The organism is uncultured Citricoccus sp. (assembly GCF_937871995.1).
Classification (GTDB): domain Bacteria; phylum Actinomycetota; class Actinomycetes; order Actinomycetales; family Micrococcaceae; genus Citricoccus.
In genome coordinates, this window is the sequence record NZ_CALMQR010000073.1 from 73,399 (window position 1) to 99,448 (window position 26,050).

22 protein-coding genes are annotated in these 26,050 nt (G+C 72.5%); 9 read left to right on the forward strand and 13 right to left on the reverse strand.

Going from position 1 to position 26,050, the window contains the following annotated elements; all coding sequences use genetic code 11:
• Window positions 1-125 precede the first annotated feature (125 nt).
• On the forward strand, window positions 126-1,925 hold the full coding sequence (locus Q0283_RS08845) for a DUF349 domain-containing protein (protein ID WP_298044256.1): 1,800 nt from the start codon (window positions 126-128) through the stop codon (window positions 1,923-1,925).
• Between the two features lie 94 nt (window positions 1,926-2,019).
• On the forward strand, window positions 2,020-2,715 hold the full coding sequence (locus tag Q0283_RS08850; protein WP_298044257.1) for a hypothetical protein: 696 nt from the start codon (window positions 2,020-2,022) through the stop codon (window positions 2,713-2,715).
• Here Q0283_RS08850 and Q0283_RS08855 read toward each other — a convergent pair.
• The 8 genes from Q0283_RS08855 to Q0283_RS08890 all read right to left on the reverse strand — a co-directional run bounded on the left by Q0283_RS08855 (window position 2,670) and on the right by Q0283_RS08890 (window position 12,000).
• Complete coding sequence (locus tag Q0283_RS08855; protein ID WP_298044281.1) at window positions 2,670-4,865, reverse strand: bifunctional (p)ppGpp synthetase/guanosine-3',5'-bis(diphosphate) 3'-pyrophosphohydrolase; 2,196 nt, start codon at window positions 4,863-4,865, stop codon at window positions 2,670-2,672. The two genes, Q0283_RS08850 and Q0283_RS08855, sit on opposite strands and share 46 nt — an antisense overlap.
• Window positions 4,866-5,192: 327 nt before the next feature.
• Window positions 5,193-6,209: a protein translocase subunit SecF gene (gene secF, locus Q0283_RS08860; protein WP_298044258.1), complete on the reverse strand. Its 1,017-nt coding sequence runs from the start codon at window positions 6,207-6,209 to the stop codon at window positions 5,193-5,195.
• The gene (gene secD / locus Q0283_RS08865) at window positions 6,206-7,972 is read right to left on the reverse strand and encodes a protein translocase subunit SecD (protein ID WP_298044259.1); all 1,767 of its coding nucleotides are present in this window, start codon (window positions 7,970-7,972) and stop codon (window positions 6,206-6,208) included. Before secD ends, secF begins: the two co-directional genes overlap by 4 nt.
• Before the next feature lie 65 nt (window positions 7,973-8,037).
• A complete protein-coding gene (yajC, locus tag Q0283_RS08870; RefSeq protein WP_298044260.1) occupies window positions 8,038-8,544 on the reverse strand; it encodes a preprotein translocase subunit YajC in 507 nt (168 codons plus the stop codon).
• A gap of 88 nt (window positions 8,545-8,632) precedes the next feature.
• Window positions 8,633-9,733 carry a Holliday junction branch migration DNA helicase RuvB gene (gene ruvB, locus Q0283_RS08875; RefSeq protein WP_298044283.1) on the reverse strand — a complete coding sequence of 367 codons (1,101 nt, stop codon included), beginning with the start codon at window positions 9,731-9,733 and terminating at the stop codon, window positions 8,633-8,635.
• A gap of 67 nt (window positions 9,734-9,800) precedes the next feature.
• Complete coding sequence (ruvA, locus tag Q0283_RS08880; RefSeq protein ID WP_298044262.1) at window positions 9,801-10,442, reverse strand: Holliday junction branch migration protein RuvA; 642 nt, start codon at window positions 10,440-10,442, stop codon at window positions 9,801-9,803.
• A 90-nt stretch (window positions 10,443-10,532) separates the two neighbouring features.
• Window positions 10,533-11,237: a crossover junction endodeoxyribonuclease RuvC gene (ruvC, locus tag Q0283_RS08885; RefSeq protein ID WP_298044263.1), complete on the reverse strand. Its 705-nt coding sequence runs from the start codon at window positions 11,235-11,237 to the stop codon at window positions 10,533-10,535.
• Between the two features lie 7 nt (window positions 11,238-11,244).
• Window positions 11,245-12,000, reverse strand: a complete 756-nt coding sequence (locus Q0283_RS08890) for a YebC/PmpR family DNA-binding transcriptional regulator (RefSeq protein WP_298044265.1) — start codon at window positions 11,998-12,000, stop codon at window positions 11,245-11,247.
• A gap of 163 nt (window positions 12,001-12,163) precedes the next feature.
• Between Q0283_RS08890 and Q0283_RS08895 the strand changes: the two genes are divergently transcribed.
• Window positions 12,164-14,206, forward strand: a complete 2,043-nt coding sequence (locus tag Q0283_RS08895; protein ID WP_298044267.1) for a M3 family metallopeptidase — start codon at window positions 12,164-12,166, stop codon at window positions 14,204-14,206.
• Window positions 14,207-14,234: 28 nt separating this feature from the next.
• On the opposite strand, the gene Q0283_RS08900 is transcribed toward Q0283_RS08895, so the two are convergent.
• Window positions 14,235-15,644: a S9 family peptidase gene (locus tag Q0283_RS08900; RefSeq protein WP_183526397.1), complete on the reverse strand. Its 1,410-nt coding sequence runs from the start codon at window positions 15,642-15,644 to the stop codon at window positions 14,235-14,237.
• A gap of 104 nt (window positions 15,645-15,748) precedes the next feature.
• On the opposite strand from Q0283_RS08900, the gene msrB reads away from it, so the two are divergent.
• The 6 genes from msrB (at window position 15,749) to Q0283_RS08930 (ending at window position 22,166) form a co-directional block, all read left to right on the forward strand.
• On the forward strand, window positions 15,749-16,249 hold the full coding sequence (gene msrB / locus Q0283_RS08905) for a peptide-methionine (R)-S-oxide reductase MsrB (RefSeq protein WP_183526400.1): 501 nt from the start codon (window positions 15,749-15,751) through the stop codon (window positions 16,247-16,249).
• Window positions 16,246-17,316, forward strand: coding sequence for a low specificity L-threonine aldolase (locus Q0283_RS08910; protein ID WP_183526403.1), 1,071 nt, complete (start codon window positions 16,246-16,248; stop codon window positions 17,314-17,316). The genes msrB and Q0283_RS08910 overlap by 4 nt, the downstream gene beginning before the upstream one ends.
• 57 nt (window positions 17,317-17,373) lie before the next feature.
• Window positions 17,374-17,976, forward strand: coding sequence for a DUF3000 domain-containing protein (locus Q0283_RS08915; protein ID WP_183526406.1), 603 nt, complete (start codon window positions 17,374-17,376; stop codon window positions 17,974-17,976).
• An 82-nt stretch (window positions 17,977-18,058) separates the two neighbouring features.
• Window positions 18,059-19,258, forward strand: a complete 1,200-nt coding sequence (locus Q0283_RS08920) for an HRDC domain-containing protein (protein WP_298044284.1) — start codon at window positions 18,059-18,061, stop codon at window positions 19,256-19,258.
• Between the two features lie 123 nt (window positions 19,259-19,381).
• Window positions 19,382-21,601: a 3-hydroxyacyl-CoA dehydrogenase NAD-binding domain-containing protein gene (locus Q0283_RS08925; protein ID WP_298044270.1), complete on the forward strand. Its 2,220-nt coding sequence runs from the start codon at window positions 19,382-19,384 to the stop codon at window positions 21,599-21,601.
• A 25-nt stretch (window positions 21,602-21,626) separates the two neighbouring features.
• Window positions 21,627-22,166, forward strand: coding sequence for a ubiquinol-cytochrome c reductase iron-sulfur subunit (locus Q0283_RS08930; RefSeq protein WP_255459441.1), 540 nt, complete (start codon window positions 21,627-21,629; stop codon window positions 22,164-22,166).
• A 20-nt stretch (window positions 22,167-22,186) separates the two neighbouring features.
• Here the strand turns inward: Q0283_RS08930 and Q0283_RS08935 are convergent, their stop codons facing one another.
• The 4 genes from Q0283_RS08935 to dxs all read right to left on the reverse strand — a co-directional run bounded on the left by Q0283_RS08935 (window position 22,187) and on the right by dxs (window position 26,019).
• Entirely contained in the window at window positions 22,187-22,477 is a 291-nt protein-coding gene (locus Q0283_RS08935; RefSeq protein ID WP_298044271.1) for a PLD nuclease N-terminal domain-containing protein, read from the reverse strand.
• Window positions 22,477-23,451: an aldo/keto reductase gene (locus tag Q0283_RS08940; protein WP_298044272.1), complete on the reverse strand. Its 975-nt coding sequence runs from the start codon at window positions 23,449-23,451 to the stop codon at window positions 22,477-22,479. The genes Q0283_RS08935 and Q0283_RS08940 overlap by 1 nt, the downstream gene beginning before the upstream one ends.
• 82 nt (window positions 23,452-23,533) lie before the next feature.
• Complete coding sequence (locus tag Q0283_RS08945; RefSeq protein WP_010143312.1) at window positions 23,534-24,031, reverse strand: hypothetical protein; 498 nt, start codon at window positions 24,029-24,031, stop codon at window positions 23,534-23,536.
• Window positions 24,028-26,019 carry a 1-deoxy-D-xylulose-5-phosphate synthase gene (gene dxs, locus Q0283_RS08950; RefSeq protein ID WP_183526415.1) on the reverse strand — a complete coding sequence of 664 codons (1,992 nt, stop codon included), beginning with the start codon at window positions 26,017-26,019 and terminating at the stop codon, window positions 24,028-24,030. The genes Q0283_RS08945 and dxs overlap by 4 nt, the downstream gene beginning before the upstream one ends.
• Window positions 26,020-26,050: the final 31 nt, after the last annotated feature.

A 26,050-nucleotide genomic window follows, 5' to 3' on the forward strand; every position in this document is an offset into this window, starting at 1 on the left:
GGTCAGGCGGGTGCCGCGGGTGTTCGGCATCCCATTCTAGGTCCAACCGGTACGCTGGACCTGATCGTGTCCAGACGTCCCTGCGGCCGCCAGCCGGTGCAGGGCACCAACAGGGAGTTCCAGCGGTGACGACCAGTCAGCAACCCGACGACCAGCAGACCACCCCCCAGCCGGCGGAGCAGTCCGCGGAGCAGGCTCCCCAGGACGCCGTGCACCAGCCCACGGACCCGTCCCTGGACCAGGCCCCCGAGCAGGCCGCACCGGCGACCGCGCAGGAGGCCTCGACCGGGGCTCCCGCCGGTGCGCCCGGACCGTCACCCGCCGGGTCCCTGGCGGAGAGCGAGACGGAGGCCGTCCTGGCGTCCGTGGGCGCGGTGGAGGCGTCGGACGTCCCCCATGAGGCCCCGGCAGGTCAGCCGGCCCCGGAGGAGCCCGCTGCCGATGAGCCGGCACCGCAGGCCGCCGCCGCGGCCCCGGCCGCCCCGACCCCGGACACGCCGGCCCCGGACACGCCCTCGCCGCGGGGTGGCCGGCCCGGTGCACCGAAGCCGGACGGCAAGCCCAAGCCCTCCGGCAAGCCCAAGCCGGCGGCCGGCCCCGGTCGCCCGGCGGCGCCCGGACGCACTCCCACGGCCCCGGTGACCCCCCTGTCGGCTCCGGACTACTCCACCCCGGTGGAGGAGGCGGCGAAGTTCGCCACCGTCAGCGACGACGGCCACGTCACCCTGATCGACGGCGAGGAACGGCACCCGGTGGGGCAGTTCCCGGACGGCACCGCCGAGGAGGCGATCGCCTACTTCTCGCGGAAGTACGACGAGGTGGTCTCCCAGCTGATGTTGCTGGAGCAGCGGGTCGCCGCCGGCGCCCCGGCCGGTGAGATCCAGAAGACCCTGGGCCACCTGCGCCAGACCATCGCCGAGCGCGGCATGGTCGGGGACATGCCCGCCCTGCGCGCCCGCGTGGAGGCCCTGCAGACGCGCCTGGACGACCTCAAGGTCGCGGAGCGGATCGCCCTCGAGAAGGCCCAGGCCGAGCAGCTCTCCACGCGGGAGGCCATCGTGGCGGAGGCCGAGGCCCTCGCGGCCAAGGACCCCGCCCAGGTGCAGTGGAAGCAGACGAGCGCCCGGATGGCCGAGCTGTTCGAGGACTGGAAGGCCGCCCAGAAGGCCGGTCCCCGCCTCGGCAAGGCCGTGGAGGACGGGTTGTGGAAGCGGTTCCGCACGGCCCGGACCACCCTGGACAAGCACCGCCGGGCCTTCTTCTCCCAGCTGGACGCGACCAATGCCCAGGCCAAGTCGGTCAAGGAGAAGCTGATCGCGCGCGCCGAGGCGCTGTCCACGTCCACCGACTGGGGAGCGACGGCCGGCGCCTACCGCGACCTGATGGACGAGTGGAAGGCCGCGCCCCGGGCCTCCCGCAAGGAGGACGACGCCCTCTGGGCGCGCTTCCGGGCGGCCCAGGACGTCTTCTTCAACGCCCGCAAGGCCACCAACGACGAGATCGACCGTGAGTACGGCGAGAACCTCAAGCTCAAGGAGCAGATCCTCGCCGAGGGCCAGAAGCTGCTCCCCGTCAAGGACGTCAAGGCGGCACGCAAGGCACTGAACGAGCTGCGCGGCCGGTGGGAGGACGCCGGACGGGTGCCCCGCAAGGACGTGACCCGCATGGAGTCGGCGTTCCGCAAGCTCGAGGAGGGCCTGAAGTCCGCCGAGGACGAGCACTGGCGCAAGACCAACCCCGAGACGAAGGCCCGGACCAACTCCGCGCTGAGCCAGCTCGAGGACAAGGTCGCCGAGCTCGAGGACGACCTCGCCAAGGCCCAGGCGAAGGGTGACGCCCGCGCCATCAAGAAGGCCCAGGACGCCCTGGACGCGCGGCGGATGTGGCTGCAGACGCTGCAGCAGTCGGCGCAGGGTCTGCGCTGACCCTCTCCTCCACCGCCCCCTCCCGGGGGTGAGTTGTCCACAGTGAGGGCCCGGCCTGGTGCCGGGCCCTCACTCGTGCTGCCAGTCTGGTGGGGTGGTGACGACGACGGCTCGGCAGGGGCCCCGGGAGCAGTTCCTGGTCCCGGGGCTGCCCTTCTCCGCCGCCGAGCTGCGCGGCATGGAGCTGTCCGGCCTGCTCGTCCATGTCATGGGGGACCTGTACCTGCCCGCGGACGCAGGCCCCGCGGGGCACGGCGGCGGGGACGGCGTCCGGACGCGCGCCGCGGCGGTGCTCCGGCTGGCCGAACCGGTCCTGACCGGGGCCTGGGTGGCCATCGGGGGGACGGCGGCCTGGGTCCACGCCGGGGGCGAGGCACCCGGTGTCCTGGAGGCCTCGGTGGACCGGTACCACCGCCGTCCGCTGCACCCCGGTGCCGTGGGTCTGCGCCTGGAGCAGTCCGGGCTCGCCCCGGACCCGGAGTGCGGTGACGCCGCGCACCGCGCGGAGGTCACGCCGGTCCACGGACTGTGGTGCACCACGGTCGAGCGGACGGTCGAGGACCTGCTGCGCGCCGGTCCGACGGGGCCGGAACGGGCCGTCGCAGCCCTGCTCCTGCCCCGCTGCGACCCCGTCCGGTTGCGCGAGCGGTTCCGGGCCCGCCGGGGACGGCCCGGGATGAGCGCCGCCCGGGCCGCGCTGCGGGACCTGCTCGGCCGGGACCGGACGGGCGCCTCCGGCGGGGGTCAGGCCCCGGTCGAGGACCGGCCCGCGGTCCGGTACACGTCGTAGACACCGTCGATGCGGCGCACGGAGGACAGCACGTGGCTCAGGAACTTCGGATCGCCCATCTCGAAGACGAACTTGCTGATCGCCACCCGGCTGCGCGAGGTGTTCACCGAGGCCGAGAGGATGTTGACGTGGTGCTCGGCCAGCACCCGGGTGACGTCCGAGAGCAGCGACTTGCGGTCCAGGGCCTCCACCATGATCTCGACGAGGAACACCGAGGCCTGGGTGGGTGCCCAGGAGACGTCCACGATCCGGTCCGGCTCGCTGCGCAACTGGTTGATGTTGCGGCAGTCGGCCCGGTGCACCGAGACGCCGGAACCGCGGGTGACGAAGCCGATGATCTCGTCCGGGGGCACCGGCGTGCAGCACCGGGCCAGCTTGGCCATCACGTCCCCGGAGCCCTGGACCATGACGCCGGAGTCCGGGTGCCGGGTCGGGGCCGCGATCGTGGTGATGGGCGCGGTGTCGAGCGACTCCACGTCCTCGGGGGCGGCGATGAGCTTCTGCAGGTGCTCGACGACGTTCTGGACGGAGACGTGCGAGTCGCCGATCGAGGCGTAGAGCGTGGAGATGTCCGGCAGGTTCATCTCCCCGGCCACCCGCGAGAGCGACTCCGCGCTCATCAGCTGGTGCAGCGGCAGGTTCATCTTGCGCAGCTGACGGGTCAGCTGCTCCTTGCCCTTCTCGATGGCCTCCTCGCGGCGTTCCTTCGAGAACCAGTGGCGGATCTTGTTCCGTGCCCGCGGGCTGCGCACGAAGCCCAGCCAGTCCTGGCTGGGGCCGGCGCCCTCGGTCCGGGAGGTGAAGATCTCCACCCAGTCGCCGTGGTGCAGCTCGGAGTTCAGGGGCACCAGCTTGCCGTTGACGCGTGCGCCGATGGCCCGGTGCCCCACCTCGGTGTGCACCGCGTAGGCGAAGTCGACCGGGGTCGAGCCGGCCGGCAGGGCCATCACCTCGCCCTTGGGCGTGAAGACGAAGACCTCGGCGGCGTCGATCTCCGCCCGCAGGGACTCCAGGAACTCGTTCGGGTCCGTGGTGTCCTTCTGCCAGTCCATGACCGACCGCAGCCAGCCGGGGGTCTGGTCCCCGGTGCCGGCCGAGGGGGTGGACGCCTGGTCCTTGTACTTCCAGTGCGCCGCCACGCCGTACTCGGCGCGCCGGTGCATCTCGTGGGTCCGCAACTGGATCTCCACCGGCTTGCCGCCTGGACCGATCACCGTGGTGTGCAGCGACTGGTACATGTTCAGCTTGGGCATCGCGATGTAGTCCTTGAAGCGGCCCGGCAGCGGGCTCCACTTCGAGTGCAGGACGCCCAGGGCGCCGTAGCAGTCCCGGACGGAGTCCACGAGCACGCGCACGCCCATCAGGTCGTGGATCTCGTCGAAGTCCTTCCCGCGCACGATCATCTTCTGGTAGATCGAGTAGAAGTGCTTGGGCCGGCCGGTGACGACCGCGCGGATCCTGGCGTCCTTCAGGTCCCGCTCGATCTGGCCGCGCAGGGCCGCCAGGTTCTTCTCCCGTTCAGGGGTGCGCTCCCCCACCAGCCGGACGATCTCGGCGTAGACCTTGGGGTACAGCGCGGCGAAGGAGAGGTCCTCCAGTTCCCACTTGATGGTGTTCATGCCGAGCCGGTGGGCCAGCGGCGCGTAGATCTCCAGGGTCTCCTTGGCCTTGCGGGCACTGGACTCCGGCGCGACGTACCGCCAGGTCCGGGCGTTGTGCAGCCGGTCGGCCAGCTTGATGACCAGCACCCGGACGTCGTCGGCCATGGCCAGGACCATCTTGCGGACGGTCTCGGCCTGCGCCGCGTCGCCGAACTTGACCTTGTCCAGCTTCGTGACGCCGTCCACCAGGTGGGCGACCTCGTCCCCGAAGTCCCGGCGCAACTGTTCCAGGGAGTAGCTGGTGTCCTCCACCGTGTCGTGCAGGAGCGCCCCCGCCAGGGTCGTGCCCGTCATGCCCAGTTCGGCCAGGATGGTGGCCACCGCCACCGGGTGGGTGATGTACGGGTCGCCGCTCTTGCGCCGCTGGCCGGCGTGCGCCTTGTCCGCCACCTCGAAGGCCCGGATGATCAGGTCCAGGTCCTCCTTGGGGTGCCGGACCTTCAGCGTACGGATCAGCGGTTCGAGGATCGGCGAGTAGTCGTTCGCCATCCGCCCGGTGAGCCGGGCCAGCCTGCTGCGGGGCCGCCGGGAGACGATCGCCGCCGGGGAGGGGCCGGGCGGGGCGGGCTCGAGCTCGGCGGGCGTGACGTCGGCCGGCTGGGAGGTCGGCGTGGCAGAGGTGTAGGACGCCGTGCTGGAACGCCGCTCGGCGGGCGCCGGCCCGCCGTCGTGCGCCGTGCCGGGCGGGGCGGAGTCTGCACTCACAACTGCCTGCCTTCCCGCGACAAGCGCCGCTTCGCGGCGAGTGCCGCACTGTACGTTCTCGCGTCCCGTCGCGCGGGATACTCCAGTCTAGTCCGTCCGGCTCCGGCGACGTCAGGCCGGGACGGTGTCCGTTCCCACCGGGGCGCCCTCGCCGGCGGCACGGCGTTCGAGGACCCGCGCGTCGTTCGCGGCGATCCGGTCCTCTCCGCGACGCAGCAGGGCGTAGAGCGGGGCCTGGATGAAGATCGTGGCCAGCGTGCCGACGATGATCCCGACGAAGATCGCCAGGGCGATGTCCCGCAGGGTGCCCGCGCCCAGGAGGAAGGCCCCGATGAACAGGATGGACCCGACGGGCAGGATGCCCACCACGGAGGTGTTGATCGACCGCACCAGGGTCTGGTTGATCGCGAGGTTGACGTTCTCGCCGAAGGTCCGGGTGGTCTCCTCGAGATTGTGCTCGGTGTTCTCCCTGATCTTGTCGAAGACCACGACCGTGTCGTAGAGCGCGTAGCTGAGGATGGTGAGGAAGCCGATGATGGCGCTGGGGGTCACCTCGAAGCCGGTCGCCCCGTAGATGCCCGCTGTCAGGGCCACGACGTAGAACAGGCCGATCACCGCGGCCAGGGACATCTTCCAGGTCCGGAAGTAGATCGCCATGAGCACCGTGACCAGGACGAGGAACACGATCAGCCCGATCACCATCTGCTGGGACACGGCCTCACCCCAGGTGGGGCCGATGTAGGTCGAGGTCACCCGGTCCTCGCCCACCCCGTAGGCCTGCTGCAGGTTCTGCCCCACCGCCAGGGTCTGGTCGTCGTCCAGCTCGTCCGTCTGGATCCGCATGGTGCCCGGGGCGATGTTCGTGACCGTCGCCTCGGCCTCCGGGACCGCCTCGCTCACGGCGCGCTCACCGGCGGCGACGTCCGTGGACTGCACGCTCGAGACGGTGAACTCCGATCCCCCGCGGAAGTCGATGCCCAGGTTGAACCCGCCGCGGGCCAGGGTCAGGCCCCCCGCGACCACGAGCAGGACCAGGGCGATGGCGAACCAGAGCTTCCACTTGCCGACGAACGGGTAGGACGTCTTGCCGGTGTAGAGGCGGTTACCCCACTGTGCCAGTGCACTCACTTCTGTTCCTCCGTCCGGTCGGCCGGGGTGGTGGCCCCGGCCGCCTGCGAGCCGACGCCGGACATCTGTTCGGCGCGCCGGCGCTCGGCGATCGTCTGCCGGCGGTCCGCTTCCTTGGCGGACCTCCGGGCCTTCTTCGAGGACGTGGCCTCGGGGCTCGGCCGGAACTGCCGGACCTTGCCGGCGCCCTGGTACAACGGCTCCCGGCCCAGCAGCGAGGGATCCAGGCCGGACATCCGGTGCCCGCCCCCGAAGAACCGGGTGTGGGCCAGCAGCTGCATGACGGGGTGGGTGAACATGAACACCACGACCAGGTCGGCGATCGCGGTCAGGCCGAGGGTGAAGGCGAACCCGCGCACATTGCCCACGGCCACGAAGTACAGCACCACGGCGGCGAGCAGGTTCACGGCCTTGGAGGCGGTGATCGTGCGCTTGGCCCGGGACCAGCCGTACTCGACGGCCTCCGGCAGCGACCGGCCGGCCCGCAACTCGTCCTTGATGCGTTCGAAGTACACGATGAACGAGTCCGCGGTCAGGCCGATGGCCACGATCAGGCCCGCGATGCCCGCCAGGGAGAGCCGGTAGTTGTCCGACCAGCCCAGCAGGACGATGGCCAGGTAGGTGAGCAGCCCCGTCACCACGAGCGAGGCGATGGTCACGAGGCCGAGCACGCGGTACTGGAAGAACGAGTACGCGGCGACCAGTGCCAGGCCGATGAGCCCGGCGATCAGACCCAGCCGCAACTGGTCCTCGCCGAGGGTCGCGGAGATCTGCTGTTCGGACTCGATGGTGAAGCTGATCGGCAGGGCGCCGTACTTGAGCTGTTCGGCCAGGGCGGCGGCGGACTGCTCGGTGAAATTGCCGGTGATCTGCGCCCGTCCGTCGGTGATCACCGCGTTGGACTGGGGCGCGGAGACCACCGTGCCGTCCAGGACGATGGCGAACTGCTTGCGCGGATCGCCCTCCTGGTAGGGCGTCAGCCGCTGGGTGACCTCGCGGAAGGCGTCGGCGCCCTCGCCGTTGAAGGACAGGTTGACCGCCCACTGGTTGGTGGACACCCCGGTGGCCGTGTTGACGAGTCCGAAGTCGGCACCGGCGATGTCGGTGCCCTGGACCTCCACGGGGCCGAGCAGGTACTTCACGCCCGGCTGGCCGGACTCCTCGTCACCGGGCTGGCAGGCGATGGACGGCCCGTCGGCCGGGAACTCCTTGCGGTCCGGGTTGTTCATCTGCGCCGCGCAGTCGTAGGCCTCGAACTCGGCGGCGAGTTCCGGGGTGACCCAGTTGGGGTCGGAGCCGTTCTGCGGCTCGGCGCTCGGCTCGGGGAAGTCCTTCACCGGGGTGCGCTGGTCCGCGGGGACCGGCTCGAAGGGACCCATGGTGATGACGGGCCGGAACTCCATGTTCGCCGAGGCCTGGATCAGGGCGCGGGTCTCCGCCTCGGGCACGCCGGGCAGGGACACCACGACGTTGCTGCCGCCCTGGGTAGCGATCTCCGCCTCGGCCACGCCGGAACCGTCCACGCGCTGGCGGATGATCTCCACGGCCTGGTCGAGCTGTTCCTGGGTGACCTGTTGGCCCCCGGCCACCTCGGGGGCCAGCACCATCTGGGTGCCGCCCTCCAGGTCGAGTGCCAGCTTGGGGGCCCATTGCGCCTGCTGGGTGGCGATACCGACGCCGAGGATCGCCGTGAGGACGACGATCAGGCCGGTGAGCCACCAGAGCGTGCGCCGGGCGCGTCCTCGGGGGGTCTTGTCTGCCATGGGAGATTGACGGCTTTCAGTTCACGGTGGGAAGGACGGTGCTCGTCGGCGGCGGGGCCGTCGGATCAGGGACGGTTGCCCTCGGGCCGCTGGTCGTCCGGTCCGGTGCCGTCGGTGTCCTCGGGACGGCGCGGGGTCTCGTCCAGGGCGGCCGGGGAGTCCGGGACGGAGTTCCCGTGGGCCTCCTCGTGGTAGGTCGGCGCCTCGTAGGGCGCGGCCTCGGCCGGCGCCGCGGCGGCCGGCTCGACGGCCTTGCCGATGGCCTGCAGGTGCACGGTGGCGGTGGTGCCCGGGGAGAGCTCGATCACGGCCTTGTTCTCCTCCGTGTCCACCGAGACGATCGTGCCGAACAGGCCCATGGTGGTCATGACCTCGACGCCCGGGGCCAGGCTGCTGCGCAGTTCCTGCTGCTGCTGCTGGGCCTTCTTGCTGCGGCGGAACATGCTGAAGATCAGGAAGCCGAAGATCAGCAGCATGATCAGCAGGAAGGGGTCGAACGGCAGGCCGGGGTTCTGCCCGGCTCCGCCTTCGGCGACGATCGAGGCGGTGGTCAGGTCAGTCAACAGGGTCACGTCGGGACACCACATTCCAGGGTCGGGGGCACAGGGCAACTTCACCAGTCTACGGTGTGTCCCGCCTCCGGCCGCCCCGGGAGGCCCCTCAGGCGTCGAAGAGCGTGTCGGCCCGCCGCGCGTCGACCGTCCCGGCCGGCGCACCGTCCACGGGGCTCGCCGTCCCGGACCCGGCCACGGTCCAGAAGGCCGCCCCCGGCGCCTCGGGCGGGGGCGTCAGGCCCAGGTGCTCCCAGGCCGCGGGCATGGCGATCCGGCCCCGCGGGGTCCGTCCCAGCAGTCCCTCGCGGACCAGGAAGGGCTCGGCCACGGTCTCGACCGTCTCGGTCTCCTCCCCCACGGCGATCGCCAGGGTGGACAGCCCCACCGGTCCGCCGCCGAACTTGGTGCACAGCGCGGTCAGGACCGACCGGTCGAGCCGGTCCAGCCCCATGGCGTCGACCTCGTACATGTCCAGCGCCGCGGAGGCGGCCCGCGCGTCCACCTGCTCGAGGCCGCCGACCAGGGCCCAGTCCCGGACCCGCCGCAGCAGCCGGTTGGCGATGCGCGGGGTGCCGCGGGATCGCGAGGCGATCTGGGTGAAGCCGGCCGAGTTGACCTTCATGTCCAGCAGCAGCGCCGAGCGCCGCAGCACCAGCTCCAGCTCCTCGGTGCTGTAGAACTCCAGGTGCCCGGTGAACCCGAACCGGTCCCGCAGCGGTCCGGGCAGCAGGCCGGCCCGGGTGGTGGCGCCCACCAGCGTGAACGGGGGGATCTCCAGGGGGATGGAGGTCGCACCGGCGCCCTTGCCCACCACGATGTCCACCCGGAAGTCCTCCATGGCCATGTACAGCATCTCCTCGGCGGGCCGGGACATGCGGTGGATCTCGTCGAGGAACAGCACCTCGCCCTCGGTGAGGGAGGACAGGATCGCCGCGAGGTCGCCGGCGTGCTGGATGGCCGGCCCCGAGGAGATCCGCAGCGGCGCGTTCATCTCGGCGGCGATGATCATGGCCAGCGTGGTCTTGCCCAGGCCGGGCGGGCCGGAGAGCAGGACGTGGTCGGCGGAGCGGCCGCGCATCCGGGCGGCCTCCAGCACGAGCGAGAGCTGGCGGCGGACCCGGTGCTGGCCGACGAAGTCGTCGAGGTTCTTCGGGCGCAGCGCCGCCTCGAGCTCACGCTCCTCGCCGTCGGCGCCGCCGCCGACCATCCGGGCCGGGCCGTCCTGCCCCGGCTGGGGGCTGACTGGTTCCGTCATGTCCTGCCTCCTGCGTTCCTCACGAGCGTCCCGACCGCGCGGACTGGCCCTGGCCCAGGTGCCGCAGGGTGGCCCGCAGCACCGTGGCCACGTCCGCGGACTCCTCGAGCTCCGGCTCGTGCCGCAGCGTGTCCTTCACGGCCTTGTCGGCGTCCTTCTCCGTCCACCCCAGGCCGGTGAGTGCCTCGAGCACCGGGTCCAGCCAGGGCGTGTCCGTCGAGGGACCGGCCTCGTCCGGGCCACCGGCCACCGGGGCCCCGGTGGGGACGAGCTTGTCCGCCAGTTCCAGCACGATCCGGCGGGCGCCCTTCGGCCCGATGCCCGGGACCCGGGTGAACGTCTTGTCGTCCCCGGAGGAGGCGGCGATGCGCACGGTCTCGGGATCGTGCACCGCGAGCACGGCCATCGCCAGCCGGGGGCCCACGCCGGAGACGCCGATGAGCACCTCGAAGACCTCCTTCTCGTCCGGGGTGGCGAACCCGTAGAGGGTCATGGAGTCCTCGCGCACCACCAGGGTGGTGAGCACCCGGCCGGTGTCCCCGACGTGCAGGTGGGAGATCGTCTGGGGCGTGGCCGAGAACTGCATGCCGAAGCCGGCCACGTTGATCACGGCGTGGTTCAGTCCCACGGTCTCCACCGTGCCGGACAGGGACGAGATCATGCGGGCCTCACTCCAGGGTCGGGGTCGGACGACAGCGGCGCATCGGGCGCTGTTCGAAGATATCTACGAACAGCCTAGCCTGTCTGCCCCTCAGACCCGGGACCCGCTCCCCCAGCCGGTGGAACCGCGGGACCGGCGCTCGGCCTCGAGCCAGGCCCGCTGGGCCGCCGTCGCGCCGCGACCGCCCGCCCCGGCCCGTCCGGCCGACGCCGGGAAGCGGGAGTCCTTGCGGGGACTGGTGAGGTTCCCGGTCTCGAGTCCCCGGCCCATCAGGCCACCGCGCCAGGCGTGCGTGATGGCCAGGGCCAGCGCGTCGGCGGCGTCGGCCGGCCTCGGCGGTGCGTCCAGCCGCAGGATCCGGGTCACCATGGCCGCGATCTGGTCCTTGCCGGCATCACCGTGGCCGGTGACCGCCGCCTTGACCTCCGAGGGCGTGTGCAGGGCCACCGGCAGTCCCCGCCGCGCGGCGGCGGCGATGACCACGCCGGAGGCCTGGGCCGTGCCCATCACAGTGGGGGTGTTGTTCTGCGCGAACATGCGCTCCACGGCCACGTGGTCCGGGGCGTGCCGGTCCAGCCACTCGTTGATCGCCTCGTCGATGGCCAGCAACCGCTTGTCCAGCGTGGTCTCGGCCCCGGTCCCGACGACGGTCACCCCCACGAGCGTGGCGGTGCGGTTCGGGGCCACGTCCACGACCGCGATGCCGCACCGGGTCAGCCCCGGGTCGACGCCGAGCACGCGCAGCGGGCGCGCGGCCGGGCGGGCCGCGCGGACCGGTCCCGGACCCCCAGCCACGATCCGGTCAGTCCTCGTCGAGCTGGGCGAGGACCTCGGGGGCGATGTCGACGTTGGAGTAGACGCCCTGCACGTCGTCGAGGTCCTCGAGGGCCTCCTCGAGGTGCAGGAAGGTCTTGGCGCCCTTGGCGTCGAGGTCGACCTTCATGGTGGCGACGAACTCCATCTCGTCGGTGTCGTACTCGATCCCGGCCTCGTCCAGCGCCGCGGTCACGGCGGACATGTCCGAGGGGTCGCACAGGACCTCGAAGGAGTCCCCGGACTTCACGACCTCCTCGGCGCCGGCGTCGAGGACGGCCATGAGGACCTCGTCCTCGGTGGTCCCCTCGGCCGGCAGGCGGACGACCCCGGTGCGGTTGAACAGGAAGGCGACGGAGCCGGCGTCGGCCATGGTGCCGCCGTTGCGGGTCACCGCGGTGCGGACATCGGCGGCGGCGCGGTTCTTGTTGTCCGTCAGGCACTCGACCATCAGCGCCGAGCCCTGGGGGCCGCGCACCTCGTAGATGATCTCGGTGTAGTCGATGACCTCGCCGGTGAGCCCGGCGCCGCGCTTGATGGCACGGTCGATGTTGTCGTTGGGGACCGACTGCTTCTTGGCCTTGGTTACGGCCAGTTCGAGGGCGGGGTTGCCGTCCAGGTCCGGGCCGCCGACGCGGGCCGCGACCTCGATGCCCTTGACGTACTTGGCGAAGGCCTTCGCCCGACGCGCGTCGATCACGGCCTTCTTGTGCTTGGTGGTCGCCCACTTGGAATGCCCTGCCACGTGTTCTCCTCCCCTGCCCGGCCGCGCGCGGCACGACCGGGATCGGCTGTTGGTGACGTCCGGCGGGTACCGGCTGAAGTCTGCTGACGAGTCTAGCGGGACGCCGCCGCGGCGCAGCGAGCACCCTGTCCACGGATCGGTGGATGTGAAACAGTTGCTGACCATGACGACCGACACCCTCGCCGCCGGCACCGATGCCAACCCGTTGCTCACGCCGTCCGCGCTCCCCTACGGCCTGCCGGACTTCGGCGCCATCCAGGACCACCACTTCCTGCCGGCGTTCCGGGCGGGCATGGCCGCGCACCGGGCCGAGCTGGAGGCCATCGCCACGGACGCGGGCCCCGTCACCTTCGAGAACACCGTCCTGGCGTTCGAGCGGTCCGGCCGGGCGCTGCGCCGGGTGTCCATGGTCTTCCACCACCTGGTGGCCGCCGACGGCACGGACACCCGCCACCGGATCGACGAGGAGATCAGTCCGGAGCTGTCGGCCCACCAGGACGCGACCTACCTCGACGAGCGTCTCTACCGCCGGCTGGCCGGCGTGGACCCGGAGGCGTTGACCGGCGAGGACCACCGGCTCGCCACGGAGACCCTCAGGGCCTTCCGCCTGCGCGGCGCGGACCTGGACGCGGCCGCCAAGCGGCGCCTGGCCGCCATCAACGAGCGCCTGGCCGTGCTCTCCGCCCAGTACGGGCGCCGCATGGTGGAGGGGAACACGGCCGCCGCCGTCTGGTTCGCCTCGGCGGCGGAGCTGGCCGGGCTCACGGAACAGGACCTGGCCGCGGCCGCGGAGGCGGCCCGCACCGCCGGGCACGACGACGGCTACCTCCTCACGCTGTCCATGTTCACCTCCCAGCCCTGGCTGGAGACACTCGAGGTCCGGGAGTCGCGTCGGCGGGTCCACGAGGCCGCCTGGCACCGGGGCAGCACCGACGACGAGCACTCCACGCTGCCGCTGGCCGTGGAACAGGCCGCCCTGCGCGCCGAGAAGGCCGGGGTGCTGGGACACTCCAGCTGGGCCGACTACGCCCTGCAGGACCGGACGGCCCCGGACCTGGCGGCGGTCCGGGACCTGCTCGGCCGGATCATCCCGGCCGCCACCGCGAATGCCCGACGGGAGAGGGCGGAGGTCGAGACCGCGGCCGGACACCCGGTGGAGCCCTGGGACTGGCCCTTCCACGCGGCCCGGATCGAGCGGGAGAGGTTCCGCGTGGACGCCTCCGGGCTGCGCGCGTACCTCGAGCTGGACCGGGTCCTGACCCACGGCGTCTTCGCCGCCGCCACCGCCCTCTACGGGATCACCTTCCGCGAGCGCCCGGAGCTGCCGGGATACCGTCCGGACGTGCGCGTGTGGGAGGTGCTGGACGCCGACGGCGCCGGGCTGGGCCTGTTCGTGGGGGACTTCTTCACCCGGCCGACCAAGTCCGGCGGGGCCTGGATGGACTCCCTCCGCGAGGCCTCGACGCTGTTCGGCGAGCAGCCCGTGGTCACCAACACCCTGAACATCCCGGCCCCGGCCGAGGGTGAGCCGGCGCTGTTGACCGTGGACCAGGTGACCACCCTGTTCCACGAGTTCGGGCACGCGCTGCACGGGTTGTTGTCCACGGCCCGCTATGCCTCCCTGTCCGGGACGGCGGTGCCGCGGGACTTCGTGGAGTTCCCGTCCCAGGTCAACGAGATGTGGATGTACTGGCCGGAGGTCGTCACCGCGTACGCGCGCCACGTGGACACCGGCGAGGCGATCGACCCCGAGGTGCTGGCGGCCATCGAGGCGTCCTCGCTCTGGGGCGAGGGGTTCCGCACCACGGAGTACCTGGGCGCGACCATGCTGGACCTGGCCTGGCACTCCCTGGCGCCGGGGACGGTGGTGCAGGACCCGCTCGTCTTCGAGCACGAGGCGCTCGAGGCCGCCGGGCTGGATCCCGCCCTGGTCCCGCCCCGCTACCGGACCGGGTACTTCAAGCACATCTTCGCGGGCGGCTACGCGGCGGGGTACTACTCCTACATCTGGTCCGAGGTACTGGACGCGGACACCGTGGAGTGGTTCCGGTCCCGGGGCGGGCTGACGCGCGAGAACGGCGAGCGCTTCCGCGCGGAACTGCTCTCCCGCGGCAACACGCGGGACCCGTTGGAGTCCTACCGGGCCTTCCGGGGCCGTGACGCGGACCCGGAGCACCTGCTGCGGCGCCGCGGGCTGCTGGGCTGAGCCGCCCGGCGGTCCCGCGCCGGGCGGCTCAGGACCCGGCCGCGACCAGCTGGGACAGGCCGGGCCGGGGCGAGGTGAGCACCGCGTGCAGCCACAGGCGCACCGCGCGGTCCCACTTCTCCGGGTCGACGTTCCACTCCCGGGTGTGCCGGGCCAGCGTGAACCGCACGAAGCTCACCATCTGCGGGTTCTTCGCGGCCAGGTCCATCGAGGGCCCGACGGGGACGAAGTCGTCGTCCTCCGAGTGCAGGATCAGCGTGGGCACCCGCACCTGGTCGGCCCGGGCCACCCAGTTCATGGCCTTCAGGTCCACGGGGGCCGCCAGTCCGGTGGCCCAGCGGCCGGCCCGGTTGCTCATGAGCCACTGCCCGAGGCGCCCGGAGGCATCGGGCAGCCGGTTCAGCCTCGCCTGGTGGGCCAGCACGTCGATCCAGTTGATGACGGGGCCGTCCAGCACCATGGCGGCCACGGAGGAGGCCAGTTCGGAGCGGTCGGCCAGCTGCAGGCACACGGCGGCCCCCATGGACCAGCCGAACAGCACCACCTCGCGGGCACCGTGCTCCAGCGCGTACGCGACCGCGGCCTCGACGTCGCGCCACTCCGTGGTCCCCAGGCCGTAGCGCCCGTCCCCGGCCGCCGGGGCGTCCCCGTCGTTGCGGTAGGAGATCAGCAGGGAGGTCATGCCCAGGGCCCGGGCGGAGCCGATCGCGCGGATCCCCTCGGTGCGCTTGGCGCCCCGGCCGTGGACCATGATCGCCCAGATGCCCTCCCCCGGCAGGACGCGCGCGGGGCTGCCGGCCACCGGGCCCTGCTCGGGACCGGGGTGCGCCGTGGCCGTGCCGGTCCGGCGCGCGGGGTCACCGGCCGCCGGCACCAGCCAGGCCGGGGCGGAGCCGTTCTCCACGGCGATCCTCACGTCCAGCGCCTCGTAGCCCAGCGTCCGCGGATCGGGGTAGATGAACCCGGCCCACCGGCCCCGGACGGCCCTGGACAGGTCCCCGGAGTACACCTCCTCGACCTCGCGCTGGACGGTGCCGTCGCGCGGGTCGAACGAGGACACCGCCCCGATGCGCGCCACGCCGGCGCCGCCGTCGAACACCAGGGAGTACGTCCCCGGCACGGTGGTCTCCTCGTTGACCGGGAGGATGATCTCCAGTCCGGACTCGCCCTGGACGACGGCGAGGATCTCGAGGTCCTCGGCCGGCGTCTTCACCGGCGTCACCACGGTCCGGGCGAACAGTCCGGCAAGCCCGGAGATGGTGCCGGCGGCCACCGAGCCGGTCACCACGCCGGCCACGGCGGCCACCGAGGACCAGCGCATCACCGGCTCCGCCTTCCCGATGCCCTTGCGCAGGCTCCGGCCCCGGCCGCGCCACCGGCCGGTCAGGCCGGCCAGCCCGGACGGGGAGGGACGCGCGGAGGTGGTGCGTGGGCTCATGTGCTCCATTGTGTCCGCCGGGCGGACCGGTGTGCCAACCGGATGGGTCGCCGGCCGGGTCGTCGCGGGCGGGCCCGGGAAACAACTGGCCGGTCCGTGGTGTTATGGGGACCATGAGTGATCCGCATCCCACCCCCGGCAGTCCCGACTCCGTCCCCGTCCCCGCCTCGCCCGCCGCCCCCGGTCCCGCCGGTGACCCGGCGGCGCGGGATCGTTCGGACGCGGAGTGGCGCGAGCGCCTGAGCCCGGCCGAGTTCCAGGTCCTGCGCCAGGCCGGGACCGAGCGCCCGTTCACCGGGGAGTACTGGGACACCGAGACCGAGGGCGTCTACGCCTGCCGCGCGTGCGGCTCGGAGCTGTTCCGCTCGGACACCAAGTTCGACGCCCACTGCGGCTGGCCCTCCTTCTTCGCCCCGCTGGCCGAGGACCGGGTGGAGTACATCCGCGACTCCACCCTGGGCATGGAGCGCATCGAGGTGCGCTGCGCCAACTGCGGCTCCCACATGGGGCACGTGTTCCAGGGCGAGGGCTTCGGCACGCCCACCGACCTGCGCTACTGCATGAACTCGGTGTCCCTGACTCTGCAGCCCAAGGCCGGCGCATGAGCGGACCCGCCCCGCGCGGCTTCGCCTCGGACAACTACGCCGGCGTCCACCCCGAGGTGCTCGCGGCCATCGCCGAGGCCAACACCGGCCACGAGAGCGCCTACGGTGACGACTCCTGGACGGCACGGTTGCAGGAGGCGGTCCGCGGGCAATTCGGTGAGCGGGCCGAGGGGTTCCCGGTCTTCAACGGCACCGCGGCGAACGTGGTCGCGCTGCAGTCGCTGCTGCCCCCCTGGGGCGCGGTGATCTGCGCCGAGAGCGCCCACATCCACCAGGACGAGGGCGGGGCCCCCGAACGCGTGGCCCGGACCAAGCTCTACACCGTGCCGACCCCGGACGGGAAGCTCACCCCCACACTGGTCGACACCCAGGCCCACGGCCTCGGCTTCGTCCATCGCGCCCAGCCCGCCGTCGTCGAGATCGCCCAGGTCACCGAGCTGGGCACGGTCTACACCCCGGACGAGGTCCGGGCCCTGGCCGACCACGCGCACGGCCTGGGCATGGCGCTCTACATGGACGGGGCCCGACTGGCCAACGCGGCCGCCGCGCTGGGCACCTCGCTGCGCTCGTTCACCACCGACGCCGGCGTGGACATCGTCTCCTTCGGGGGCACCAAGAACGGGGCCCTGGGGGCCGAGGCCATCGTGCTGCTGAACCCGGACGCCGTGCAGGCCGGGCCGCAGGGGGCCGGGAAGGCGGTGGAGTACCTGCGCAAGTCCTCGATGCAGCTGGCCTCGAAGATGCGCTTCGTCTCGGCCCAGCTGGTCGCGCTGCTCACGGACGAGCTGTGGCTGCGATCGGCCCGGCACGCCAACGCGATGGCGGCACGGCTGGCCGAGGGCGTCCGCGCCCTCGACGGCGTCACCCTCACCCAGGAGCCGGCCGCCAACCAGGTGCTGGCCGTGCTGGACCCGGTGGTCGCCGAGGCCGTGCGCTCCCGGTACGCGTTCTACGACTGGGACCGCTCCCGGAACGAGGTGCGCTGGATGACCTCCTGGGACACGACCGCCGACGACGTGGACGGTTTCACCGCCGCCCTGTCCTCCGCACTGGACGCCACGCGGTGAGCCTCGCCACGGCGCGTCGCACGGACATCCCTCAGGCAGGGCTTTAACGTTGACACCGTGACTGCCCTAGGCCACCATCCCGCAGAGTCGCGGCGCCTTCCCACGGAGTTCCGCGAGGCGCTCGCGGGCCTGCGCCGCGCCCGGCACCGGCAGGAGGTCACCCTGGACGAGATCCCGGCCCCCGGCCGGCTGGCGCCGTATGCCGTGGCGCTGGCCGCCGAGGTCCACGAGCCCTCCGACCTGGGCCCGTCCGAACTGGCCACCGGACGGTTCATCCTGCTCCACGACCCGGCCGGTTCCGAGGTGTGGCAGGGCACGTTCCGGGTGGTGACCTACATCCGCGCCTCGCTCGAGCTGGACCTGGGCAGTGATCCGATGCTCGGCGCCGTGGCGTGGACCTGGCTCGTCGAGGCACTGGAGACCCACCACGCCCGCTACACCGAGGCCGGCGGCACGGCCACGCGCGTACTCTCGGAGAGCTTCGGCGGACTGGCCACGCGGCCGGACACCACCGACATCGAGCTGCGCGCATCATGGACCCCCGAGGGTCCGGACACCACCGAACACCTGGAGGCCTGGGCTGACATGGTCTGCGCCTTCGCCGGCCTGCCCCCGGTCCCGGACGGGGTCACGCCCCTGCCGCGCATCAGGAGGAACTGACATCACCGCAGAGACCAGCCGCATCCCGGAGACGACCGAGCCCGAGGCACAGACCGAGGCTGCGGCCGCGGTCCCCCGGCTCATCACGGAGCCGGCGGGAGGAATCCCCTTCGTCACCGAGACCGTGCAGGAACTCGAGCGGTGCGCCCGCCTGCTGGCGGCCGGCACGGGTCCGGTGGCCGTCGACGCCGAGCGGGCCTCCGGGTTCCGCTACGGCCAACGCGCCTTCCTGGTCCAGATCAAGCGCGAGGGTGCCGGCATCTGGCTCATCGACCCGGAGGCGTTCGACGACCTCGCGGTCATCCAGGAGTCCCTGGCCGGGGTGGAGTGGATCCTGCACGCCGCCACCCAGGACCTGCCCTGCCTCTCGGAACTGGGGATGTGGCCCGACCGGCTGTTCGACACAGAACTGGCGGGCCGGATCCTCGGGCTGCCCCGGGTTGGGCTGGCCTCCGTGCTGGAGCAACTGCTCGGTGTCACGCTGGCCAAGGAACACTCCGCCGCCGACTGGTCCAAGCGGCCACTGCCCGAGGACTGGCTGCGGTATGCGGCGCTCGACGTCGAGCTGCTCGTGGAACTGCGCGCCGCCATGGTGGGCATGCTCGAGGCCTCCGGCAAGCTCGGCTGGGCCGAGGAGGAGTTCGAGGCCATCCGCACCACTCCCCTGCCAGGGCCCCGCACGGACCCGTGGCGCCGGACCTCCGGGATGCACAAGCTGCGCCGGCCCCAGCAACTGGCGGTGGTCCGGGAACTCTGGGAGGCCCGGGAGGCGCTGGCCCGGAACCGGGACACCGCCCCGGGGCGGCTGATCCCCGACTCGGCGATCGTCTCGGCGGCCGCGGCCCAGCCCTCCACGGTCCCCGCGCTGCTGAAGACCCCGGGCTTCCACGGACGGGCCGCCGCCAAGGAGGCGCCGCGCTGGCTCCGGGCCATCCAGGCCGGGCAGGCGGCGGCACGGACCCCCGACCGGCTGCCGGCACTGCACGTGCCCAACGAGGGCCCGCCCCCGCCGCGCGTGTGGAGGGACCGCAATCCGCTGGCCGACCGCAGACTCAAGACGGCCAAGGAGTGGGTGGGCAACAAGGCCGAGGAACTGAACCTGCCCACCGAGAACCTGCTGACCCCGGACACGTTGCGCCGGGTGTGCTGGACCCCGCCCGAGGCGATCGACCTGGACTCGGTCTCGGCCGCGCTGGCGGACCTCGGCGCCCGCCGGTGGCAGGTGCGGATCACGGCGCCGATCATCACGGTCGCGCTCCTGGATCCCGACCCGGCGGCGTGACCGCGGCGGCCCGCGGACGGCGGTCGTGGCCGCCCACCGCCGACGCACCCTTGCCCCTGTAGTTACCGATCGGTAACCTGAGCGGTGCCCACACCGTCCACACGTCCCGATCCCAGGAGCAGCATGCCCGCCTCGCCCGCCCCGTCGTCCGAGACCACCGCACCCGACCGCTTCGAGGCCTTCCGGGACCTCGCGGCCCGCTTCCCGGACGAGGTCGTCACCCGGGCAGAGGTCAGGGACCTCGTGCTCCCGGACGGGGCCGGGACCCTGGCCCTGATCACGCTCGACAACCATGCCGGCCCGCGGCGTCCCACCACCCTGGGCCCGAACACCCTGATCGGCCTCGGTGAGGTGCTCACCGGCCAGGCCGCGCGGGCCCGCGCCGGGGAGATCGCCGCACTCGCGGTCACCGGCAAGCCCGGGTTCCTCGTGGCCGGTGCGGACCTCGGCTCCATCACGGAACTCACCGAACCCACCGACGGTGCACTGCTGGCCCGGCTGGGCCACGAGGTCTATGACCTGCTCACCGAGTTCCCCGTACCCTCCTTCGCGTTCATCAACGGCCTCGCACTGGGTGGCGGGTTGGAGCTGGCGCTGGCCGCGCAGTACCGCACGGTGTCCTCCGCCGCGACGGGACTGGGACTGCCCGAGGCGTTCATCGGCCTGGTCCCCGGCTGGGGCGGGGTGTGGAAGACCCCACGGATCACCGGCCCGAGGGACGCGGTGACGCTGATGCTCGCCAACCCGCTGCACAACAACCGCTCCATCGACGGGCGCACCGCGTACTCGATCGGCCTGGCGGACGCCCTGTTCGACCCCTCCGAGGACCCCACGGACCCCACCGGGTTCTTGGACGCCTCGCTGGCGTGGGCCGCCGGCGTCGTGACCGGGGACGCGGACACCCTCGCGGCCCTGGAGTCCCAGCGGGACCGGGACCGCTCGGATGCCGCCTGGGACGAGGCCATCGCCGAGGGCCGCCGGATCGTCGCCGCGAGGACCGGCGGCCACGTCCCGGCACCGGCCGCGGTCCTGGAGCTCTTCGAGGCCGGCCGGCACCGCAGCCGGGCCGAGTCCGCCGCCGCCGAGTGCGAGGCGCTGGCGCGCCTGACCCAGACCCCGGAGTTCCACCGCACCGTCTACGCGTTCCTGGACGTGGTGCAGAAGCGCTCCAAGCGCCCCGCCGGGGCCCCCGATGTCTCCCTCGCCCGGCCGGTGCGCAAGGTCGGCGTGGTCGGCGCCGGTCTGATGGCCGGCCAGCTGGCCCTGCTGTTCGCCCAGCGCCTGGGCGTGCCGGTGGTGATGACGGACATCGACCAGGCCCGCGTGGACCGCGGCCTGGCGCACGTCCGGTCCCAGGTGCAGAGGCTGGTCTCCCGCGGCAGGCTCTCGGCCGGGTCCGGGACCGAGCTGGCCGGGCTCATCACCGGTTCCGTGTCCAAGGACGTCTACGCGGACGCCGACTTCGTGATCGAGGCGGTCTTCGAGGAGATGGGCGTCAAGAAGCAGGTCCTTGCCGAGCTCGAGGCCATCGTCTCGGCCGACTGCATCCTCGCCACCAACACCTCCTCGCTCTCCGTGACCGGGATGGCCGCGGACCTGGACCACCCGGAACGGCTCGTCGGGTTCCACTTCTTCAACCCGGTGGCCGCCATGCCGCTGCTGGAGATCGTCCGCGGCCCGGCCACCACGGACGGGGTCCTGGCCACCGCGTTCGGCACGGCCCGGACGCTGGGCAAGACCGCCGTGCTCGTCCAGGACGCCCCGGCCTTCGTGGTGAACCGCGTCCTGCTGCGCATGATGGGCGAGGTGCAGGCCTCGTTCGACGAGGGCACCCCGGCGGGCACGGCGGACCACGCCCTCGACTCCCTCGCGCTGCCGATGACGCCCTTCACGTTGCTGGCCATGGTGGGCATCCCGGTCGCCCAGCACGTCACCGAGTCCCTCAACGCCGCCTTCGGGGACGCGCGTTTCCCCGTCTCGGCCAACCTGCAGCGCCTCATCGACGCGGGCAAGACCGCCCTCTGGGCCAAGGACCTCACGGGAGACCGGATCGAGGCCGAGTCCGGTGGCGCCTCGGGTGAGACGATCCCGGCCGGCACGGCGGCGCTGCTGAATCAGGGCGACTCCCCCCAGACCGGCGAGGAACTGCTCGTGCGCGTCCAGGACGCCCTGGCCGAGGAGATCGGCCTGATGCTCGCCGACGGGGTGGTGGCTGATGCCCGGGACATCGACCTGTGCATGATCCTGGGCGCCGGCTGGCCGATGCACCTGGGCGGGATCACCCCCTACCTGGACGACGTGGGCGCCTCACAGCGCGTGAATGGCGCCAGGTTCCACGGCTGAGCCGGCGCGGGCTGATAATGGGGGGATGACGACTACCGCCCAGCCAGGCCCCGGTTCCCCCTCCCCCCGTTCCTCCGGAACGGCTCCCGTCCCCGACGCCGGCCCGGGCACCGGGTGCGGGTGCGGCACCTCCCGCAGGACCTTCCTGGAACGCGGCGCGGTGCTCGGCGCGGCGGGGCTGGCCACGGCGGGGCTGGCCGGGTGCACGGACCAGATCCGCAACCGGGCCGATGCGCCCTCCCACCACGTGGGCGGCACCCCGACCCAGACGCTGCCCGCGGACCAGCTGCCCGTGGGGACGTCCGCCTCGGTCGAGGTGGAGGGACGCACCCTGTTGCTGCGACGTGAGGCGGAGGACGTCGTCCACGCCTTCTCAGCGGTCTGCACGCACCAGGGCTGCACGGTCGCCCCGGCCACGGAGTCCGGTCAGGACGTCTTCGCCTGCCCGTGCCACGGCTCCCACTTCGCCGTGGACACCGGGGTGCCCTTCGGCGGGCCGGCACAGAAGCCGCTGACCGAGTTCACCGCCACCGTGGACGGCGACTGGGTGATGGTGACGCTCTAGATCAGTCCCGTCCCGCGCGGCTACCGCCCGGCTCCTGGCCGGCGCGGGGGGTTGACGATCACCTCGCGGCGGTTCGGGTCCCAGTGCGGTTGCTCCGCCTTGCGCTGGGGGTAGTAGGAGAAACGCCACCAGAGCCAGACCGCCGGGCCAATGACCGGCAGCAGGAACATCGCGAAGGCCCACGGGAGCCGCCGGGCCGGGTCCAGGGGTGATCGCGACAGGGACACCAGGGCGGTGACGAGCACCGCCACCACGGCGATGGCCACGATCCACATCAGGACCTCGAACGCGGTCAGGGAGAGGGAGTCCACTAGAACAGCGCGACCTTCGGCACCGCCGGGAAGATCTCGTCCAGTTCGGCCCGTTCCCGGTGCGTCGGCACCCAGCGCACCGCCTCGGCGTTCTGGCGCACCTGTTCCGGACGGGTGGCGCCGGCGATCACCGAGGCGACCGGTTCCTGCGCGGCCAGCCAGGAGAAGGCCAGGTGCACCTCGTGCAGCCCACGCTCCCGCGCGAAGTCCCCGAAGCGCCGCAATTGCTCCAGGTCCGCGTCCCGGACCATGTGCGTGCGGGTGTGGGACAGCCGCGAGCCCTCCGGGGCCGACCCGGCCGAGTACTTGCCGGTCAGCATGCCATTGGCCAGCGGGAAGTACGGCAGCACGCCCAGACCGTAGGCACGGGCCGCCGGCATCACCTCGAGCTCCGCCCGGCGGTCCAGCAGGTTGTAGTGGTTCTGGGCGGAGATGAACCGTTCGGTGCCCAGCTGCCGGGCCACGAACTCCGCCTCGGCGATCTGCCAGCCGGCCCGGTTCGAGTGCCCGACGTACCGCACCTTGCCGGAACGGACCAGGTCGTCCAGGGCGGACAGCGTCTCCTCGATGGGCGTGGCATCATCCGGGGTGTGGAACTGGTACAGGTCGATCCAGTCCGTGCCGAGGCGTCGCAGGGACGCCTCCACCGCCCGCACGATGTAGCGCCGGGAGCCCCGCGCCCCGAGGTCGGGTCCGTTGGCCCCGCCGGCGTCCATGCCGAACTTCGTGGCCAGCACCACGTCCTCGCGGCGCGCGCCGAGGGCGGCGCCGAGCCGTTCCTCGCTCAGGCCGGCGGTGGCACCGTAGGTGTCCGCCACGTCGAACAGGGTCACCCCGGCGTCCAGGGCGGCGTGCACGACGGCGTCGGTACCCTCCTGCTCCAGCGTGGCGGTGCCGGGACGGCCGAGGTTGTTGCAGCCGAGGCCGACGACGGAGACGGTCAGCCCGGAACGTCCGAGGCGGCGGTACTGCATGGGTGGGAGGGTCCTTCCGGAGAGGGCGGAATCGGGCGGTGCGGTTCGGACGGTCCAGGCCGGGAGGTTCAGGCCGGGCGGTTCAGGCGGAGGTCGTCACGCGCGAGGCCTGGACGCCCGCGAGCTTCGCCGCGGCCGGGATCTCGGCGGCGGCCTTGCGCCGGTGCGGGGTGGTCACCTCGAAGACGACCTGCCCCGACTCGAGCCGCTCGCCGACGACCTCGCCCAGTCCGCGCCAGGCCAGCTGGTTCGTGATCTCGCCGCGGAGCCGCACCACCAGGCCGCGCTCGACCTGCGTCGGCTCGAAGCCCTTGAGCCGGTAGGCGACCTGAAGCCGGTCCATCTCCTCGGCGGGCACCTCGGCGAAGCCGTCCTCGGCGCACTGCGCCGCGAAACTGGCGAGCAGCTCCTCACCGGCCACGTCGTCCGCGACCTTCTCGGCCGACGTCGTGCCGGTGGTGCCCACCCGGCCGTGGTGGACCACCACCTCACCGCTGCCGGGCGCGAACCAGGCCTCGCGGTAGTCCAGCCGGGGCTGGCCGTCGGACTCGCTGCGCCGGTAGGTGCGGACGATGCTCAAGACTGCTCCTTCGTCGTCGGGATCGGGCCGGTGTCCTGGCCGGTGAGCGGCCGGGCGAACGGCACCTTGGTGCCGAGGACCTGGGCCACGGTGTCGTGGGCGACCTGGCGGGCCGTCAGGCCCGTGCGCTCGAGCACCTGCTCGCGGCTGCCGTGGGCCAGGAACTCCACGGGCAGGCCGACCTCGTTCAGGGCGGTGTCCACGCCGCGGGCGCGCATCTCCTGCCGGATGCGGGAGCCGACGCCGCCGGCCCGCACCCCGTCCTCGAGGCAGACGACGATCCGGTGGTCCGCGGCCATCTCGATGACCGAGCGGCGCACGGGCAGGACCCACCGCGGGTCGATGACGGTGGCGGAGATGCCCTGGTCGGCCAGCCGTGCGGCCACGTCCAGGCCCAGTTCGGCCAGGGCGCCGACGGCGATGATCAACACGTCGCGCTCGGCACCGGGCTCCGCGGAGGCCGCGCCGAGGCGCAGCAGCACGTCCACGCCGTCGTCCAGGCGTTCCAGGGCGGCGATCTCCGGGCCGACCGAGCCCTTCGAGAACCGCACCACGGTCGGGGCGTCCTCCACGGCCACGGCCTCGCGCAGTTCCTCGCGCAGCCGTTCGGCGTCCCGGGGCGCGGCGATCCGCAGCGAGGGCACGGACTGCAGCAGCGCCAGGTCCCACATGCCGTGGTGGCTGGGTCCGTCCGGTCCGGTGACCCCGGCGCGGTCCAGGACGAACGTCACGCCGGCGCGGTGCAGGCCGACGTCCATCAGGACCTGGTCGTAGGCGCGGTTGAGGAACGTGGCGTAGACGGCGACCACAGGGTGCAGCCCGCCGAACGCCATGCCGGCCGCCGAGGTGACCGCGTGCTGTTCGGCGATGCCGACGTCGTAGACGCGCTGGGGGTGCTTCTCGGCCATCGCGCCCAGGCCGACGGGGATCTTCATGGCGGCGGTGATGGCCACGATGTCCGGGCGCTCGTCGGCGATCGCCACGATCTCGTCGCCGAAGACCGAGGTCCAGGACGGTCCGGAGCTCGAGGCCACCGGTTCGCCGGTCTCCGGGTCGATCCTGCCGATCGCGTGGAACTGGTCGTCCACGTGCGCGACCGCCGGGGCGTAACCGTGGCCCTTCTCCGTCATGGCGTGGACGATGACCGGGCCCGCGTAGTTCCGGGCGTCGGTCAGGGCCTCCTCGAGCTGATCCTGGTCGTGCCCGTTGATGGGGCCGATGTACTTCATCCCGAGGTCCTCGAACAGGCCCTGCGGGGCCCACCAGTCCTTGATGCCCTTCTTCGTGGCGTGCAGGGAGCGGTAGACGAAGCGCCCGGCGGCACCGGAGGTCTGCAGCCGGCCCTTCCAGAAGTCCAGGGTGTCCTCGTAGGTGCGGTGGGTGCGCAGCTTGTCCAGGAACGCCCGGCGCAGGGCCGAGAGCTGGTTCGCCAGGCCGCCGACGGTCGGGGCGTAGGACCGGCCGTTGTCATTGACGACGATCACGACGCGGCGGTCGCGGTCCGCGGCGATGTTGTTGATGGCCTCCCACGCCATGCCCCCGGTCAGCGCTCCGTCGCCGATCACGGCGACCACGTACCGGTCGCCCTCGCCGCGCAGTGCCCAGGCGCGGGAGATGCCGTCCGCCCAGGACAGGGAGGACGATGCGTGGGAGGACTCCACGACGTCGTGCACCGACTCACCCCGGTCGCCGTATCCGGACAGCCCGCCCTGCTGGCGCAGCGTGGAGAAGTCCTGCCGCCCGGTGACGAGCTTGTGCACGTACGACTGGTGCCCGGTGTCGAAGATCACCGCGTCCCGCGGGGAGTCGAACATCCGGTGGATCGCGAGGGTCAGCTCGACCACGCCCAGGTTGGGACCGAGGTGACCGCCGGTGCGGGAGACGTTGGCGATCAGGAACGTCCGGACCTCCTCCGCCAGCCTCCGGACCTGGCTGGGCGTGAGCCGGCTGAGGTCCTGGGGTGAACGGATCGTTTCGAGAAGGCCCACGGGCTGGCGGTCCTTTCGGCCGGGGACGGGA

Bases quoted from the DNA above. Each gene is read 5' to 3' on its own strand.
- ruvA (WP_298044262.1), bottom strand. From the start codon at position 10,442: ATGATCTCGTCCCTGTCCGGCACGGTGGAGACCGTGGGACTGAACCAC.
- secD (WP_298044259.1), bottom strand. From the start codon at position 7,972: ATGGCAGACAAGACCCCCCGAGGACGCGCCCGGCGCACGCTCTGGTGG.
- Q0283_RS08895 (WP_298044267.1), top strand. From the start codon at position 12,164: ATGACGACCGACACCCTCGCCGCCGGCACCGATGCCAACCCGTTGCTC.
- Q0283_RS08930 (WP_255459441.1), top strand. From the start codon at position 21,627: ATGACGACTACCGCCCAGCCAGGCCCCGGTTCCCCCTCCCCCCGTTCC.
- msrB (WP_183526400.1), top strand. From the start codon at position 15,749: ATGGGGACCATGAGTGATCCGCATCCCACCCCCGGCAGTCCCGACTCC.
- Q0283_RS08910 (WP_183526403.1), top strand. From the start codon at position 16,246: ATGAGCGGACCCGCCCCGCGCGGCTTCGCCTCGGACAACTACGCCGGC.
- Q0283_RS08900 (WP_183526397.1), bottom strand. From the start codon at position 15,644: ATGAGCCCACGCACCACCTCCGCGCGTCCCTCCCCGTCCGGGCTGGCC.
- ruvB (WP_298044283.1), bottom strand. From the start codon at position 9,733: ATGGTCGGCGGCGGCGCCGACGGCGAGGAGCGTGAGCTCGAGGCGGCG.
- Q0283_RS08940 (WP_298044272.1), bottom strand. From the start codon at position 23,451: ATGCAGTACCGCCGCCTCGGACGTTCCGGGCTGACCGTCTCCGTCGTC.
- Q0283_RS08925 (WP_298044270.1), top strand. From the start codon at position 19,382: ATGCCCGCCTCGCCCGCCCCGTCGTCCGAGACCACCGCACCCGACCGC.
- Q0283_RS08855 (WP_298044281.1), bottom strand. From the start codon at position 4,865: ATGGCGAACGACTACTCGCCGATCCTCGAACCGCTGATCCGTACGCTG.